Below are 15,885 nucleotides of genomic sequence, written 5' to 3'. Positions count from 1 at the left end.
TCGCATTTTTCCTGCTAGAGATATACCACTCTACGTAATACAACAGACTGTTGTATTTAAACTCCGTATAAAAAGCGGCTGCCGAAACGCTTCAGCAGCCGCCGAATGCACCAACAGATTCTTCTGCGCGCTAGCACGTCGGGCAACGGAGCAGCACGGGCCCTCCGGTCATGCGCACCGCTCACGCCCGCGATGTCGCCGAGAGAGCTATCCACGCTTAGGGCTCCAACCAAGCAAGTCGCCCGCGCTCAGCAGATCCCTAAGCGAGCTACTCGCACTCAGGAGCCATAGCCTGCTCCAAGAGCTCGGCATGCTCCTCCTCGAAAACCGTCCCCACAGGGAAGGCGCGACGGAAGACGAAGTGGGAAATCGGACCGGCTACCAAAAGGTTCCACGGCAGCGCCATCACAAAATTATGCGGGATGTTGATCATCCAGATCGCAGGCACGGAATACAGGTTCGCAAGGATGCCGCCGGGCATGTGCGTCAGGCCCTCGCAGGCACCGTACAGCGACATGATGATGACCATGGGAACGACCATGCAGGAGCTGACGGCGAGCGTCATGGCAAGTGGCGAGCTCTTGCCCGGCGTGACCAAGTACTTAAAGGCGAAACCCTTGGCGAGCGGGCTGGCGACGAACCAGTCGCAGCACATGGCAAAAATGTAGGCAACGGGGAAGCCGAGCCACGCAGCGGCAACGACCTCGCCGTTGATGGCCCCGTGCTGCAGGGCAACGTTGTAGATGCTCATCCAGAGCACCATGCAAAAGCACATGATAAAGGTGAACAGCAGGCTCTCTCGTTTGTTGATAGGCATAAAGGGCAGATTCCTCTCTGTGTTGTACCGCGGCGCCACGCAACAAAAACGGGCGGGCAAGATGGAGCTGTTGGAACTTCATCTCGCCCGCCCGTGGTACGCGCGTCTGCGACTACTTATGTGGTGGAACCAGCCTAGCACGAAACGCATGCGCTTCGTAAGCGTTGAGTTTATGAAGATGCAGGGCACCGATAATCCCCCGACCCCATAAGTTGCGGTGGAATACGGACTGTTTTGACCCTTTAAGCAGCAATTCAGTCCCTATTTCACCGCAACTCATTTGGTGCAAAGTAACCTGTCCCCCTTGTACCAATTAGCTGGTGTGGCGCCAGCGAGGGTCGGTGAGCGTACGCGCCACACCCAGACCAACGGGCAAAAACGCCACGATGAGCACCGCACGCACAAACCAGCCGAGCATATTGACCGTGTCGAAGGTGCACATGTAATACATCGAGCGATACAGATACAAGCCAGGCACCATAATGACAATTGATGGCACCGTGAGGGCGATGCGTGGGTAGGTGAGCTTGATTTCGGCTAAGCTCGCGAGCAACCCCGATACCAGTGCGCCGATAAACGCTGCTGCCTCGGGAGGCATACCTGCGCTCAGGCCCAGGAAAGGAAGTATCGTCGGCGCATCGACGAGCGTAAGGCGCAAGGTATTGGACACGGCGCCGATGAGCCCTGCCGCCGCTGCCATCTTTACCGGGCTGTTGAACATAACCGAGAAGCCAAATACACCGATAAAGCTCATCAGTATGCGCAAGAGCGTAAGAGCCAACGGTGAGAGGCCGAGCGGGGCGAAGTCATCCGGCGCCAGTCCCACACACTCAGCAACCATCCAACCTACGAGGGTCGCCATCACAATAATCGACACAGCATACGAAAGACGCTCGATACCGCTTCGCATGTCAAGCTTAGCGATGTCGAGGCCTGCCGTAATGAGGGGAAAGCCGGGAATCACAAAGAGCATGGCGCCGATATAGCCTTCTTGGTGCGACATTGCCCCTGGAATGACCTGGCTAAGGCCGAGCAATGCCAGCAGATACGAAACGCAAGCGAGCGCAACGCCAGTCGTCAGCGCGCTGAACTGGCCAAGACCCTGCTTGAGAATATGGGAGCGAGCAAAGTTGCCGACACCAGCGCCTACGAACGCGCAGGCCATCTCGATAGGGCCGCCGCCGAGCAAAAAGACGAAGGCGCCACAAGCACAGGCCGCCGCAAGACCCTGTTGCCAGAGAGCGTAATCGGGCTTCGAGCTCTCAACGGTCTTGAGCATCTCGTGGTACTCATGCACGGTAAACCGGCGCCCATAAATCTCGATTTCCTTTAAGAAGCTCTCCATCATCCAAATGCGATGAGTATTGACCCCCGTTGTGGGCAGGCTGACAACCTCGTTAAAGCAGTGGCCATCTTCGATGCAGGTGCATTCAAACGACAGAAGACTCAGGTCGACGTGAATCGTAACGCCGAGCACGGCGGCAACACGATTCATGGTATCGCGCACGCGCCAGGCACCTGTTCCGCTTGCCAGCATAAGCATGCCGGTGCGGCAGATGATGGATGACTTATCGGTGAGCGGCGCATCGACAGCAAGCTCATCGCCTGCCGTCACGATCTGGTGCCAGTCAGTTTTCATATGGAGCGCGCCGGCACGAACGCCGTGGTGCATGGGGGCTCTCGAAAGCAGCGAGTCAAGGCGCGAAGGCTGTGGGGGCTCCGTTGATTCGCCCTCGTCCTCGTCGGGCTCTTCATCGACCAGATCAAATGAGTCAAGCGGTGCCGGCTCGCGACGATCGATCAGCTCCTCATCCTCATCGTCAAAGTAATTGAACTGATCGAGCATGTCCTCTTCGATTGCACGCTCGCTCGCGTCGTCCATATAGACACTCCCTTCCTCCCGACTAACCCCCATCCTAAGCAGCAACGGCTAAAGGAAACATAAAAGAGACGGCTGTCATGCGAGCCATGTGTGCAATAGCCGTTGGGTAGTCGTTTGAGAACGCCCCCAATGACTATTGACGGCCAAGGCAACGCCGATGCCCTGGCAACAACAGCGAAAGCCCGCCAGAGCGAGCAAGGTGTCTTGAAACAAGGCGGCATTGACCTTTTGGTCATGCCGCCGAAGTTGAAAGGCAGATTGCCGCTCTGGCGGGCTTGCAGCGTCAACTGGTTACGCGGGTTGGTAAACCCGCGTAACCCCCTAGTACATCTTTGCGCCGGCGGGGATGGAAGCGTCGAGTTGGATCAGGTTGAGGCGCTCCTCGCCCTCCTCCTCGTGGATGGCGCTGATCAGCATACCGCAGCTGGGAATACCCATCATCTTGCGCGGAGGCAGATTGGTGATGGCGAGCAAGGTCTTGCCGACCAGGTCCTCGGGCTCATAGTAGCCATGGATGCCGGAGAGGATGGTGCGGTCGGTGCCGGTGCCGTCGTCGAGCGTAAAGTTCAGCAGCTTCTTGGACTTCTTGACGGCCTCGCATGCCTTGACCTTCACAGCGCGGAAGTCGCTCTTGGAGAAGGTATCAAAGTCGACGAACTCCTCAAACAGCGGCTCAACGGCGATCTTGGAGTAATCGAGCGTGGGCTTAAGCGACGTAACGAACGGGCTCGCGGCGTTGCCGGCCTCGGCAGCCTTGGCGGCAGCGGCACCGGACTGGAAACCCTTCTCGGGCTTCATGTGCGGGAACAGCAGCACGTCGCGGATAGAAGCCTGGTTGGTGAGCAGCATGACCACGCGGTCGATACCAATGCCAATGCCGCCCGCGGGAGGCATACCGTACTCGAGGGCGCGCACGTAGTCCTCGTCGTACTCCATGGCCTCGTCGTCACCGCCGGCCTTCTCGGCCATCTGGGCAGCAAAGCGCTCAGCCTGGTCGACCGGGTCGTTGAGCTCGGAGAATGCGTTGGCGTACTCGTGGCCGGCGATGACCAGCTCAAAGCGGTGGGTCAAACGCGGGTCGTCCTCAAAACGCTTGGCAAGCGGGCTGACCTCGATGGGGTAATCGCACACGAAGGTCGGGTTGACGATGGTATCCTCGCCCAGCTCATCGTAAAGCTCGGCGATGATCTTGCCAGCAGTCCACTCGGGCTTGATCTCCAGGCCCTTCTCGCGCGCGGCGGCAGCAAGCTCCTCGACCGGCGTGTCGATGGTGACCTGCTTGCCGAGCACGTCGGAGACGATGTCGGTCATGGGACGGCTGGCCCACTCACCAGAAAGGTCGATGGTCTGGCCCTGGTACTCGATGACCTCGGGGTTGCCGATGGCCTTGTTAGCCGCCTTAATGACGCCCTGGGCGAGCGCCTTCATGCCCTCGAGGTCGGAGAAGGCACGGTAGGCCTCCATCGTGGTGAACTCGGGGTTGTGGGTAAGGTCCATGCCCTCGTTACGGAAGATGCGGCCGATCTCGAACACGCGCTCAAAACCACCGACGATGCAGCGTTTGAGGTGCAGCTCGGTGGCAATACGCAGGTAGCACTCCTGATCGAGCGCGTTGAAGTGGGTAATGAACGGCTTGGCAGTAGCGCCGCCCTGGATGGTCTGCAGGATGGGGGTCTCGACCTCCATGTAGCCGTCGGACTCCATAAAGCGACGGAAGGTGGAGAGAATCTGCGAACGCTTACGGAAGGTCTCGCGAACGTCGTCGTTGGCGATCAGGTCGACATAGCGCTGGCGATAGCGGGTCTCCTTATCGGAAAGACCGTGGAACTTCTCGGGCAGCGGACGAACGGCCTTGGAAAGCAGGGTCGCGCTCTTAGGGGCAACGGAAAGCTGGCCGCGCTGGGTACGCACGACCACGCCGGTCACGCCCAGGATGTCGCCCAGGTCGAGGGCCTTGAGCGTATTCCAGGCAGCCTCGTCCATGTCGTTGATGCGGCAGAACAGCTGAATCTCGGCAGTCGCATCGCGCACGACGATGAACATAATCTTGCCCTGACCGCGCTTGGCGACCACACGGCCGGCGATCTTCACGACGTCCTCGGTGTCCTCGCCATCGGCAAGCTCGGCGTACTTAGCCTCGATATCGGCGACGTAGTCCTCAAGCTCAGAGTGCTCGGGATAGGGGTTCTGGCCCGCCTCGAACAGGGCGGCGCGCTTGGCCAGGCGGGTGGCGCGCTCGTCGTTGAGCGTCGATGCCTGATCGGCGACGTTCTGGTTCTCTGCCATAAGTTAGCTCCTCAAACTAAAACGCTCCCCAGGATTCGGTCCCAGGGAGCGAAAACATACCTTTACGCGGGACCGTGGTCTAGCGTGCGATCTTGGCGATGGTGTAGACGCGAGTCTTGCCGGAAGGCGTAACGACCTCGACGGAGTCGCCCTCGCCGTGACCGATGATGGCGTGACCGACCGGAGACTCGTTGGAAATCTTGTGCTCGAGCGAGTTGGTCTCGGTGGTACCAACGAGCGTGACTTCCATGACCTCGCCGTTGGGATCAATCAGCGAAACGGTGGAACCGATGGAGACGGTCAGATCGCCCGTAGTGGCAGCAACCTGAGCGTTGGCAAGAATGGCCTGGATCTCGGCGATACGAGCAGCATTCTGGGCCTGCTTGTCCTTGGCGGCATCGTACTCGGAGTTCTCCGAAAGGTCGCCGAACGCGCGGGCTTCCTTGATGTCCTCGACGATCTCCTTGGCGTAATCGCCCTCACGCCAGGCGAGCTCCTCGACGAGCTTCTGGCGGCCCTCAGCGGTCAGTACGATCTGGCTTGCGTCCATACGGATATCTCCCCAACTCTGATCAAACAATCAACTGTCAACAAAACGAAAAAGACCGGCTAGCCTGCGGGCAAGCCGGTCAGGTGCTCACCCCAAAGGGATGGGACTACTCTGCGTCCGCGTCGCTGTCCTCTGCCTGCTTCTTCTTGGCAGCAGCGAGCTTGGCCTCGAGCTCAGCGATCTCCTTGTCCTCCTCGGACTGCTCGACCACGACCTCCTCGGCCTGCTTGGTCTCGGCCTTATCGTCGCCCTCCATACCCTCACGGATATTCTTGACGGTAGAGCCGAGGGACTTGCCGAGCTTCGGCAGGTTCTTGGGCCCGAAGATAATCAGGACAACGACGAGAATAATGATGAGCTCAGGAGCCCTCAGTCCAAACATGTAGACCTCCACAATACAGCGAGACAAGCTCGAATGAGTATACCGCGGGTATCGCGGTATCACAACACTAGCTAAAAAAAGGGACCGCAAGAAGCGGTCCCTCCTCATGCTCTGGTCGGGTTGACTGGATTTGAACCAGCGACCCCTGCGTCCCGAACGCAGTGCTCTACCAAACTGAGCCACAACCCGTTAGCTCGACTATAGTAACAAAGATTTTCGCCGCGTGCTAGAGAAATTTTTATTTCTTTGGCGCGTCGATTTGAACCGTGTTGGGAATAAGCTCAGTCGCGCAGGCCCACCAGCCATTTTGCTGGGCAGCTCCCGCAAGATGGGCTGCTGCAGCGACGGTATCGCAAATGGCAAACGAGCAAGCACCCGAACCGCACACGTCCACGGCAACGGTTCCCTCCTGTGCGCGCAGCCAGTCGAGAACTGCCTGGATCCGCGGCTCCATCTGCGCGGATATGACGCCCAGATTGTTATGAACGAGCGCATATGCCGCCTCGGCATCGCCGGCGCGTAAGACAGAAGCAATCGCATCGGGTTTTTCCGCGGGCACCGGGCTCTCATCAAATCGTCGATACGCTTCAACCGTTGAAACGCTCGTCTCGTGCGGTTTGACCAATACGACAGGTGTCGCCGGAAGCACAGGATACTCAGTGGCCAGCACATCTCCCCCGCCGACGTAGAATGCGGGACTCGTGTGCAAAAAGAACGGCACGTCGGCGCCGATACCGCGAGCGATGTCATCGAGCGCGGGGTCGGCGCGGTCGATACCCCACAGCTCGGCCAAGGCAACGATGACCGCAGCGGCATCCGTCGAGGGGCCTCCCAGGCCGGCGCACAGCGGGATACGCTTTTCGATCGTCACGCACACGTTGGCATCGCGACCGTAACGCTCGGCCATAGCGATTGCCGCCCGATAGGCCGTATTTTTTTGCATGGGAAAATCGGATGCCGGAACCGTCTGGACGGTCAACGCCTGCGCCGGCGTGACCGTCACGGTATCGGCTAGACCGACGGCTGCCATCAGGGAATCGACCCTGTGATAGCCGCGGGCGTCGCGCTCGGTATGAACCCCCAGATAGAGGTTAATCTTTGCCGGCGCGGTAAGGATGAGGGACCGATCGGTCACCGTTAGTGCTCCTCGAGCTGGTTGCCGAGCGGGGTAAAGATATGTTCGCCGCTCTCGGGGTCGAACAGTTCGACCTGGCCGGTAAGGACATCGATGTACTGGTAGGACTGACGCGATTTGCGGCCGCGACGCTCGTCAACCTCAACGATAAAGACAGCGGGGTGGACGCTCTTGATGGTGCCCATGCGCTCGATGACGCGGGTACGGCCCATGTTGGCCTTAACCTTGACGCGATCGCCCACCATATCGGTCAGCTTCTCGTGGATGTCGTCGACGTGATTGACTTCCATCTCTTCCATGAATAGGGCCTCCAGAGGGTGCAATTCAAAAAGGGGATAATACCCCTAAGATAGACAAAACTCTAATACTATAGCACCCTGCTGCAGCCATACGCAAGCAGCTAAAAAAGCCCGGTCCCAAATTGACTACTTACAGATTGTCTGTGTCCAGGACGATGGTGAACGGACCGTCGTTGACCAGGTCGACCTTCATATCGGCGCCAAAGATACCGTGCGCCACATGCTCAACGTCCTGAGCGACGAGTGTCAAAAAGTACTCGTAAAGTTCGTTAGCGACATCGGGCGCGCCGGCGTCCGTAAACGATGGACGGCGGCCGTGGCGGCAGTCGGCAAACAGTGTGAACTGCGACACCACGAGCACCTCGCCGTCGACATCGTCCAGTGCCAAGTTGGTCTTGCCGTTCTCGTCCTCATTGATGCGTAGCCCGCGGAGCTTGCCCCACAGCTTGTCGGCTTCGGCGCGTGTGTCGCCGTGGCCCACGCCCAGCAGTACCAGGTAGCCGCGTCCAATGCGGCCCACGCACTCACCGTCGACCGTCACGCCGGCGTTGAGCACGCGCTGCACCACCGCACGCACGGCCTACTCCTCGCCCGTCAGCTTGGCGGACAGATGCTCGAGCGCATGGAAACGATGGCTGATGGCGTTCTTCTCGTCCGCCGTGAGCTCGGCCATAGTCTTGCCCGGCGTATCGACCGGCAGGAACAGCGGGTCGTAGCCAAAGCCGTGATCGCCGCGACCCTCGTGCGCGATAACGCCCTCGCAGGCGCCCTCGCCATAAGTGACCAGGCCGTCCGTATCGATAAGCGCGACGACGCTCATAAAGCGCGCGGTACGATCCTCGTCTGCCACGCCTTCCAGGTTAACGAGAAGCTTGGCGTTGTTGGCGGCATCGTCGCCATGCACGCCCGCATAGCGCGCGCTATACACGCCCGGCTCGCCGTCCAGCGCGTCGACGACCAAGCCAGAATCGTCGGCGATGGCCATAAGGCCCGTCTCCTCAACGGCAGCCTGCGCCTTGATGATGGCGTTCTCCAAAAACGTCGTGCCGTTTTCCTCGGGGTCCTCAAAATCGCCCAGCTGGCCGAGCGCCACAAAACGCACCTCGGGCATGACCTTGCCCAAAATGGCCTCGATCTCGGTGAGCTTATGGGCGTTGCCGGTTGCAACGACGATGGTCGCCGCCGGGTCGAGGGTGTCGATGTCAATCTTCTCAAGTGCCATGGCTGGCCTCCTTGTCTCTTATAGCAATGCCGAGTTGAGGGCGACGAGGACCTCGGCCTCTCTCCCCTCTCAATCAACGGCAGTCTTATACTTCGACGTTTTCCCAGATAAAACCTGCCAAAATTAACATCCCTTTTTGGTAGGCTAGGCGAGGGCTTGGTGCTGAAGCTCGATGAGCTCGGCAATGCCCTTGTCGCCCAGGTCGAGTAGGGCGTTGAGACGCTTACGGTCGAAGGGCGCCTGCTCGCCGGTACCCTGAAGTTCGATCATCTCGCCGGTGTCGGTAGCGACGAGGTTCATGTCTACCTCGGCGTGGCTGTCCTCGGAATAATCCAAGTCGAGCAGGGTGTTGCCATCGACGACGCCCATGGAAATGGCGGCAACCTGGCCCGTGAGCGGGATGCGCTCGAGTTTGCCCGCCTCGACCCACATGGCAAGGGCGTCGTGCAGCGCCATCCAGGCGCCGGTAATGCTCGCCGTACGCGTGCCGCCATCGGCCTGGATCACATCGCAGTCGACGGTAACGGTGTACTCGCCGAGCGCCTTCATATTGACAACGGTACGCAGGCTGCGGCCGATAAGCCGCTCGATCTCCATGGAGCGCCCCTTGCGGTTGGCATGCTCGCGCTTGCAGCGTTTACCGGTCGAGGCCGGCAGCATCGCATATTCCGCCGTTACCCAGCCGGCCTTGGCGCCCTTGCGCCAACCCGGCACACCCTCCTCGATGGTGGCGGCGCACAGTACGCGCGTGTCGCCGAACTCCGCCAGGCACGAGCCGTGGGCGTGCTTCATGACGCCGCGGGTGAGCTTAACGGGGCGCAACTCGTTGGCGGCGCGGCCGTTGGCGCGGTTGACCTGCATGTATTCCATGGAACTATCCTTTCGGCAAAAGATGTGGCGAAGACTCCGGCGACATTGCGAGCCTAACCGAGTTCGTCGATATCGACATGCTCGATGCTTTTAAGCGGCTGGCCAAAGATAAAGCTACCCGCCACCGCAAACTCGGCAATGTTGTCAGACGTGGTGGCAAAGCGATGCTGTGGCTCGGCGGTATCGCCCGCCAGCTGCTCACGACGCGTGAGGATATCAGTCAGCTCGCGGGTGGTCTCCTCGGCGGAGCTCACCACGCGCACCCCGGGTCCCAGCGCATGGCGGATGGGACCCACCAGCAGCGGGAAGTGCGTACAGCCGAGCACCACGGTATCGATGCCGCGATCGTGCAGCGGCTCGACTGTGGCGCCGACCAGCGCGCGAACGGCTGGCGTATCAAAAATATCCTCGTTCTCGAGCCACTGCTCCTGCAGATGCGCGCCCGAGGCGAGCTCGTGCTCGACGACCTCGACAAAGCTCGAGGCCGGGCAGCCATACACATCGACACCAGCATCCAAGTCCTGGATGGCGCGCGTGTAGGCACCCGAGCGAATGGTGAGGTTGGTGGCCAGCACGCCCACGCGACGCGTACGCGTGCTGTTGATGGCGGCGCGCGCGCCCGGGGCGATCACGCCGATCACGGGAACGTCGAGCACTTGTTGAGCCAGACGCAAGGCCGCGGCGGTCGCCGTGTTACAGGCGATGACCATGATCTTAACGTCGTGCCTCGATAGCCAGCGGCCCGCCTGCAGCGCAAACGAGCGAACCTCGTCCTCGGTGCGGGTGCCATAAGGGCAGCGCTTAGTGTCACCGAAATAGTAGACGGACTCGTGCGGAAGCGCTGTTGCGATCGCGCGCGCGACCGTCAAGCCGCCCAGGCCCGAGTCGAACACGCCGATCGGACGCGTGTCCCCGGCCAGATTATCGATATCGGACATTACCTCACCAGATTCTCTCTCGAAAAATGCGACCACGCGTGATGCGTCGCACTACGAACGGGCTGCGACCAGCAGCTCGGCCGTTGCCACCCAACCGTCGACAATCTTGCCGCGCGTTACATAGGCATTGTCGCAGGTGTCCAAGAACTCCGGGGCACCGGCGCTCGTCAGACCGTTCTCGACCAGGCAGAACATGCCAACATGGTCGGCCATGTAGAAGTCGGACTCGGAGTCGCCGAGTGCAAGCGTCTCCTCGCGCTCGATCCCCAGGTGCTCGCAGAAGCGCGCAATGGCAACGCCCTTGTTGAGCCCCGCCGGATTGATGTTGAAGGCGCGACCGTCCTCGACGCGATTAAGCTCGAGCGTCGTCGGCTTGGACAGGTGCGTCAGATGGCCGTTGCAAGCCCAGACCAGACCGCAGCCGGCCTCGTCCAGGATGGCCTGGACCTCATCGTCGGGCACATCGCCGCGCATGCCGACGGTGACCTCACGGTACTTGTAGCCGGTCGACATGTCGTTGTGGTATTCGATCTTGTGCGGCCAGCGGGCAAGGATCTTCTCGCACACGCCGGTCTGCTCGATCACCTGGTGCGGCGTGAGACCGCAGGCGGGGTCGTAGGGCATGTCGCCCGTCAGGTACTCCCAGTCGTTGGCCTTGAGGTCGTACATGACCAGGCCGCCCATCTCGCCGATGTAGGAGTTGAGGCCGAGCACGCGGGCGTCCTCATGGATCATGGTGCGATTGCGACCCGAGGTGGGGACCACCTGGATGCCGGCACGAGCGAGCGCGACAACCGCCTCGACGAGCTTGGTCGAGGGATTGCCGTCGTTATCGCGCAGTACACACGAGCCGGGGGCGAGCATCGTGGCGTCCAGATCGGTAAAGACATACTTGACCTTGGCAAGACGCTCGCGCACCTCGCCCGAAAGCTCGGCAACGGTCGGCAGGATGTTGTGGGACATGGTCACTCCGTTTACATAGAAGGGGCTGGTCTAGGCGTCGTACGCCGCAAGGGTGCGCTTGAGAATCGAACCGTCGCGCTCACAAGGCTCGGGTCCGTTCTTGCGCAGCATACACTCTTCCTCGCCCTTACCGGTCACGATGACCACGGCAGGACGGACAGTTTCGCGCACGGCAGTCTCGATAGCGGCAACGCGATCAGTCACGATTTGCCAGTTATCATTTCCCTGCGCTTGAACGTTGCGCGCGATCTCGGCGCAGATGTCCTCGACATCCTCGGGGCCGGGGTCATCCTCGGTAATCACGATTCGGTCGGCATACTTGCCAGCGGCGATGCCCATCGTGGTGCGTCGATCGACACCCTTACCGCCCGTAGCGCCAAATACAACCGCCAGCTCGCGCTCGGGATAGTTCTCGCGCAAGTCGCGCAGGAGTGTCTCGAGGCTCATGCCGTTATGTGCAAAATCGACGATGCCCAGGATTTTGCCCGATACGGACGGATAGAGCTCCATACGACCGGGAACGAAGACGCCCTCAAAGCCATGGACGATACCCTCTTCGGAAATGCCCAGGGCCTCGGCGCAGGCAATAGCGGCAAGCGCGTTGGACACATTGAACTTAACCGGCGTGGGAATCACAATGTCACGCGTAAAACGGGGCGTGCGCACCGTTGCCACCACGCCGCAGTCGCCATTGCGAATCGCCAGCGCAAGCACGTCGGCACGCTCGTCGGTCAGGGAGAACGTCACCGTACGTTCGCAACGAGATGCCGCCTCGAGCACGCGATCGACCTTATCCATATCGAGATTGACCACGGCAAAACGGCTCTGCGAGAAGATTTTGAGCTTGCTGGCAAAGTAATCCTCGAGCGTCGGATGCTCAATCGGCGAAATGTGATCCTCGCCGATATTGGTAAAGGCGCCGACTTCAAAGTCAATCTTGCCCGTGCGCTCGTATTTGAGGCCCTGACTCGATGCCTCCATAACCAGCCACGGGGCACCCGCCTCCGCAGCATGTGCGATGCGAGACTGCAGCAGGAAGGATTCGGGGGTCGTCAGCTTGGAAGGGCCCGTCTCGATGCCGTCGTCGAACTCAATGCCCGTATTAAGAGCGGGTCGATGACAGCCCGTAAGCTTGGCCTCGTTGGCGAGGATGCCGCGCAGATAAAAGCTGCAGGTCGACTTGCCCTTGGTGCCTGTAAAGGCGCAGACCTTCACCTTACCCGACGGGTGCCCATAAAAGGCATCTGCCACCACGGCGAGCGTGCGACGAATATCGCTCACAATCACCGCGGGAAGATCAACATCGTAATCGACCTCGGAAACGTAGGCCACGGCGCCATCGGCGATTGCCGAAAGCAGGTACTCGCGCTTAAACGCACGGCCTTTGCAGACAAACAACGTGCCCGGACGCACCTGGCGCGAGTCATCAGTCGCAAACTCAATGCGCTGGTCGCACGAAGCGCTCGGTCTGGAAACAACAAGGTCATCTTCCTCGAGCAACTCTATATAGCGCATCAGAGTTAGCTTCTCTTGTGTCGGACTCGACATACAAAGACCTCTCTCGCTAAATTCAGCCTTAAAGGGCAGAAGGCGTCCCGCGGCAGAAACGATGAAACATTCTGTATTATCAACCATCCTAATATGCCACCTGACCTTGCGCGCATCACAGCCTTCTAAAAAATTGCATGGACTGTGCCGTGGTCTAATAAATGGCAACAGTGTTCACCCCGTGTAAAACCAAGGAAATCTGGGTGCTGTTCTTTAACATAGCGTTCGCAACCACGTCCCGCCGCTTCGCCTGAAGATCGGGACGTGGTTTTTTCGGTTCGCTCGGCGCTTATGCCCTATCACGAAACAAAAGATTGGCATGATAGTAAAGATTATTTGACATCAGCTGCCGCAATCCTTGCGGCAGTACACCTGAGCCGTCAGCAGAAAGGATCTTGCATGTGCGGTTTTGTCGGTTTTACCGGTACAGATGAACAGAGTGAGCTGGTTCTCACGGCCATGATGAATCGCATCATCCACCGTGGTCCCGATATGGGCGGCCAGCATATCGTCGACAACGTTGCCCTTGGCTTCCGTCGTCTTTCGATTCTCGATCTTTCCGAAGCTGGAGCCCAGCCCATGTCGAGCGACGACGGCAAGGTCACGATTGTCTTCAACGGAGAGATCTACAACTTCCAGGAGCTTCGTGCCGAGCTGGAGGCGGCCGGCTACGCCTTCCACTGCAACGCTGATACCGAGGTCCTGGTACACGGTTACGAGGAGTGGGGCGAGGACCTGGTCAACCGTCTGCGCGGCATGTACGCGTTCGTGATTCACGACCAGAACAAGAACAAACTCTTTGGTGCTCGTGACATCTTTGGTATCAAGCCGTTCTATTACTACCAGGCATCCGATGGCTCGCTGCTGTTTGGCTCCGAGATCAAGAGCTTCCTGGACCATCCCAAGTTTGAGAAGGCTGTCAACCACGACGCGCTGCGCCCCTACCTGACGCTGCAATTCCCCGCCACGGAGGAGACCTTCTTTAAGGGCGTGTTCAAGCTTGCCCCGGCGCATTGCTTTACGTATGACCTGACGACCAACACCATGGACATCAAGCGTTACTGGAGCTGCGACTTCACCGACGACAACTCCAAGACCTTCGAGGAGTACGTGGACGAGTGCGACAAGGTCGTGCACGAAAGCGTCGCTGCGCACCGAATCGCCGATGTTAAGGTGGGCTCGTTCCTTTCTGGCGGTGTCGATTCCAGCTACATTGCCGCCTGTCTCATGCCCGACACCACGTATTCTGTCGGCTTCGATTACAAGAACTTCAACGAGACCAACTACGCCGCCGAGCTTTCCGACAAGCTGGGCATCAAGAACGTGCGCAAGATGATTACCGCCGACGAGTTCTTTGATGCACTGCCCGATATCCAGTACCACATGGACGAGCCGCAATCGAACCTGTCCAGCGTGCCGCTGTACTATCTGGCGCAGATGGCTTCCAAGGAGGTCACCGTCGTCCTTTCGGGCGAGGGTGCCGACGAACTGTTTGCCGGCTATGAGTGGTACGAGGACACCCCCGAGATGCGCACCTTTAAGAAGCGCGTGCCGCTCGGCGTACGTCGCGCCCTGGGCTCACTCGTTCAGCATCTCCCCTACTTTAAGGGCCACAACTTCCTGACGAAATGCGCCGAGGTTCCCGAGCGCTGGTATGTGGGTCAGGCAAAGGTGTTCGATCCCTCCGAGGTCGACGAGGTGCTCAAGCCCGCTTATGACACCGGCAAGAACGCCGCCGAGATGTGCGCCGAGTACTACAAGCAGGTTCCCAACTGCTGCGAGCTTTCCAAGAAACAGTATCTGGATATGAACATGTGGCTGCCGGGCGACATTCTGCTCAAGGCCGACAAAATGTGCATGGCGCATTCTCTGGAGCTTCGCGTCCCGTTCCTGGACAAGAAGGTCATGGAGTTTGCCGAGCACATTCCCGCCAACTACCGTGTTAACGAAGAAGGCTGCAAGCTCGTCCTGCGTCACGCCGCCAACCGCACGCTGCCCGACGAGTGGGCAACGCGCAAGAAGGTGGGCTTCCCTGTACCGGTCAAGTTCTGGCTGCGCGAGCAAAAGTATTACGACTACGTAAAGGAATACTTCACCGCGCCGTGGGCTGCTGATTTCTTTGACACCGATGCGCTCATGAAACTGCTCGACGATCACTTTAAGGGTCGCGCGCTCAACCAGCGCAAGATCTATACCACGCTGACGTTCCTCATTTGGTACAAGCGCTTCTTTATCGACGAGGACAAGGGCGCTAAAGTCGCCGCTTAGTTTTCGTTATGAATTAGCGGTGAACCACGCAGGGTTTCCGCTATACTCAATCCCTGCGGGCGATTGGCGCAACGGTTAGCGCAGGTGCTTTACACGCACAAGGCTGGGGGTTCGAATCCCTCATCGCCCACCATTGAATTGTTAGGCCTCCAGTGATGGAGGCCTTTCTTTTTTGTGCCCGGTACATGGAATTCGAACCCGCAAGGGTGCGGAGCTGAGGAAACGCGAAGCGTTTTCCAGCGCAGCACGCGAGGGCCGTAGGCCCAAAGCGAGGGCGGGCGGCGAAGCCGCACGCGGACATCCCTCATCGCCCACCACTGATTTGATAGGCTCCCAGCTATGGGGGCCTTTCGTTTTTGGGCCCATCGCAGAGGGATTCGAACCCGTCAACACGTCTGTCACAAAGGCCGTGGCCAAAAAATGGCAAAAATGAGTACTGTTACTAATTTTGTAGCAGCGGTATTTGGATATGACTGGGTAAATCTAGCCTTGAATCAGCGATTTGAAGCCTTTGCTACTAGTTTTCCACTAACATAATTGAACATGTGTGGTCTAACTAATCCTAAATAGTCGGTTTCATATGAGATTCAACTGGTGACAGTACTCATATTTGGCATTTTTTGTCCAGAGGCTCTCCTGACCATTGGTAGCGCACAGAGATGTGGTGTAAGAGGCGGGGCATGCCCCGCCTCCGCCCTTTCTTGAAAGGGAGGGGACACCGCCTA

The 15,885-nt window shown here is 59.2% G+C and carries 14 protein-coding genes and 2 tRNA genes; 2 read left to right on the top strand and 14 right to left on the bottom strand.

Annotated features, from left to right (window positions below):
• Positions 1-268: 268 nt before the first annotated feature.
• The 14 genes from GPK42_RS07485 to GPK42_RS07420 all read right to left on the bottom strand — a co-directional run bounded on the left by GPK42_RS07485 (position 269) and on the right by GPK42_RS07420 (position 12,859).
• Positions 269-817, bottom strand: coding sequence for a DUF2798 domain-containing protein (locus GPK42_RS07485; RefSeq protein WP_055285230.1), 549 nt, complete (start codon positions 815-817; stop codon positions 269-271).
• A gap of 313 nt (positions 818-1,130) precedes the next feature.
• Positions 1,131-2,699 (bottom strand): threonine/serine exporter family protein, encoded by a 1,569-nt coding sequence (locus GPK42_RS07480; RefSeq protein WP_252200209.1) that lies wholly within the window; start codon positions 2,697-2,699, stop codon positions 1,131-1,133.
• Positions 2,700-3,020: 321 nt separating this feature from the next.
• Positions 3,021-4,985, bottom strand: a complete 1,965-nt coding sequence (gene lysS, locus GPK42_RS07475; protein WP_215694638.1) for a lysine--tRNA ligase — start codon at positions 4,983-4,985, stop codon at positions 3,021-3,023.
• Between the two features lie 79 nt (positions 4,986-5,064).
• Entirely contained in the window at positions 5,065-5,535 is a 471-nt protein-coding gene (gene greA / locus GPK42_RS07470) for a transcription elongation factor GreA (protein ID WP_006234960.1), read from the bottom strand.
• 106 nt (positions 5,536-5,641) lie between these two features.
• Positions 5,642-5,917 carry a twin-arginine translocase TatA/TatE family subunit gene (gene tatA / locus GPK42_RS07465; protein ID WP_022094895.1) on the bottom strand — a complete coding sequence of 92 codons (276 nt, stop codon included), beginning with the start codon at positions 5,915-5,917 and terminating at the stop codon, positions 5,642-5,644.
• A gap of 112 nt (positions 5,918-6,029) precedes the next feature.
• Positions 6,030-6,106, bottom strand: a tRNA-Pro gene (locus tag GPK42_RS07460).
• Between the two features lie 49 nt (positions 6,107-6,155).
• Complete coding sequence (gene ispE / locus GPK42_RS07455) at positions 6,156-7,052, bottom strand: 4-(cytidine 5'-diphospho)-2-C-methyl-D-erythritol kinase (protein ID WP_233543014.1); 897 nt, start codon at positions 7,050-7,052, stop codon at positions 6,156-6,158.
• Positions 7,053-7,054: 2 nt separating this feature from the next.
• Positions 7,055-7,351 (bottom strand): Veg family protein, encoded by a 297-nt coding sequence (locus GPK42_RS07450; protein WP_117799674.1) that lies wholly within the window; start codon positions 7,349-7,351, stop codon positions 7,055-7,057.
• A gap of 130 nt (positions 7,352-7,481) precedes the next feature.
• A complete protein-coding gene (dtd, locus tag GPK42_RS07445; RefSeq protein ID WP_215694636.1) occupies positions 7,482-7,928 on the bottom strand; it encodes a D-aminoacyl-tRNA deacylase in 447 nt (148 codons plus the stop codon).
• A 3-nt stretch (positions 7,929-7,931) separates the two neighbouring features.
• Positions 7,932-8,573 carry an RdgB/HAM1 family non-canonical purine NTP pyrophosphatase gene (gene rdgB / locus GPK42_RS07440; protein ID WP_022094898.1) on the bottom strand — a complete coding sequence of 214 codons (642 nt, stop codon included), beginning with the start codon at positions 8,571-8,573 and terminating at the stop codon, positions 7,932-7,934.
• Between the two features lie 144 nt (positions 8,574-8,717).
• Positions 8,718-9,443 (bottom strand): ribonuclease PH, encoded by a 726-nt coding sequence (gene rph, locus GPK42_RS07435; protein ID WP_215694634.1) that lies wholly within the window; start codon positions 9,441-9,443, stop codon positions 8,718-8,720.
• Positions 9,444-9,496: 53 nt separating this feature from the next.
• Positions 9,497-10,381, bottom strand: a complete 885-nt coding sequence (murI, locus tag GPK42_RS07430) for a glutamate racemase (protein WP_215694632.1) — start codon at positions 10,379-10,381, stop codon at positions 9,497-9,499.
• Positions 10,382-10,432: 51 nt separating this feature from the next.
• On the bottom strand, positions 10,433-11,344 hold the full coding sequence (locus GPK42_RS07425) for an HAD family hydrolase (RefSeq protein WP_215694630.1): 912 nt from the start codon (positions 11,342-11,344) through the stop codon (positions 10,433-10,435).
• A 30-nt stretch (positions 11,345-11,374) separates the two neighbouring features.
• Entirely contained in the window at positions 11,375-12,859 is a 1,485-nt protein-coding gene (locus GPK42_RS07420; RefSeq protein ID WP_252200207.1) for a Mur ligase family protein, read from the bottom strand.
• Positions 12,860-13,291: 432 nt separating this feature from the next.
• Here GPK42_RS07420 and asnB point away from each other — a divergent pair, with 432 nt between their 5' ends.
• Together asnB and GPK42_RS07410 are read left to right on the top strand one after the other, a co-directional pair.
• Complete coding sequence (gene asnB / locus GPK42_RS07415) at positions 13,292-15,160, top strand: asparagine synthase (glutamine-hydrolyzing) (RefSeq protein WP_215694626.1); 1,869 nt, start codon at positions 13,292-13,294, stop codon at positions 15,158-15,160.
• A gap of 57 nt (positions 15,161-15,217) precedes the next feature.
• A tRNA-Val gene (locus GPK42_RS07410) sits at positions 15,218-15,293 on the top strand.
• Positions 15,294-15,885 lie beyond the last annotated feature (592 nt).

It is taken from the genome of Collinsella aerofaciens (assembly GCF_018785265.1).
Classification (GTDB): domain Bacteria; phylum Actinomycetota; class Coriobacteriia; order Coriobacteriales; family Coriobacteriaceae; genus Collinsella; species Collinsella aerofaciens_AI.
This window is presented reverse-complemented; position numbering and strand designations above follow the sequence as displayed.

Coding starts and splice junctions, on each gene's coding strand:
- rph (WP_215694634.1), bottom strand. CDS start 9,443: ATGGAATACATGCAGGTCAACCGCGCCAACGGCCGCGCCGCCAACGAG.
- rdgB (WP_022094898.1), bottom strand. CDS start 8,573: ATGGCACTTGAGAAGATTGACATCGACACCCTCGACCCGGCGGCGACC.
- murI (WP_215694632.1), bottom strand. CDS start 10,381: ATGTCCGATATCGATAATCTGGCCGGGGACACGCGTCCGATCGGCGTG.
- GPK42_RS07485 (WP_055285230.1), bottom strand. CDS start 817: ATGCCTATCAACAAACGAGAGAGCCTGCTGTTCACCTTTATCATGTGC.
- greA (WP_006234960.1), bottom strand. CDS start 5,535: ATGGACGCAAGCCAGATCGTACTGACCGCTGAGGGCCGCCAGAAGCTC.
- GPK42_RS07420 (WP_252200207.1), bottom strand. CDS start 12,859: ATGCGCTATATAGAGTTGCTCGAGGAAGATGACCTTGTTGTTTCCAGA.
- tatA (WP_022094895.1), bottom strand. CDS start 5,917: ATGTTTGGACTGAGGGCTCCTGAGCTCATCATTATTCTCGTCGTTGTC.
- lysS (WP_215694638.1), bottom strand. CDS start 4,985: ATGGCAGAGAACCAGAACGTCGCCGATCAGGCATCGACGCTCAACGAC.
- GPK42_RS07450 (WP_117799674.1), bottom strand. CDS start 7,351: ATGGAAGAGATGGAAGTCAATCACGTCGACGACATCCACGAGAAGCTG.
- GPK42_RS07425 (WP_215694630.1), bottom strand. CDS start 11,344: ATGTCCCACAACATCCTGCCGACCGTTGCCGAGCTTTCGGGCGAGGTG.
- asnB (WP_215694626.1), top strand. CDS start 13,292: ATGTGCGGTTTTGTCGGTTTTACCGGTACAGATGAACAGAGTGAGCTG.
- GPK42_RS07480 (WP_252200209.1), bottom strand. CDS start 2,699: ATGGACGACGCGAGCGAGCGTGCAATCGAAGAGGACATGCTCGATCAG.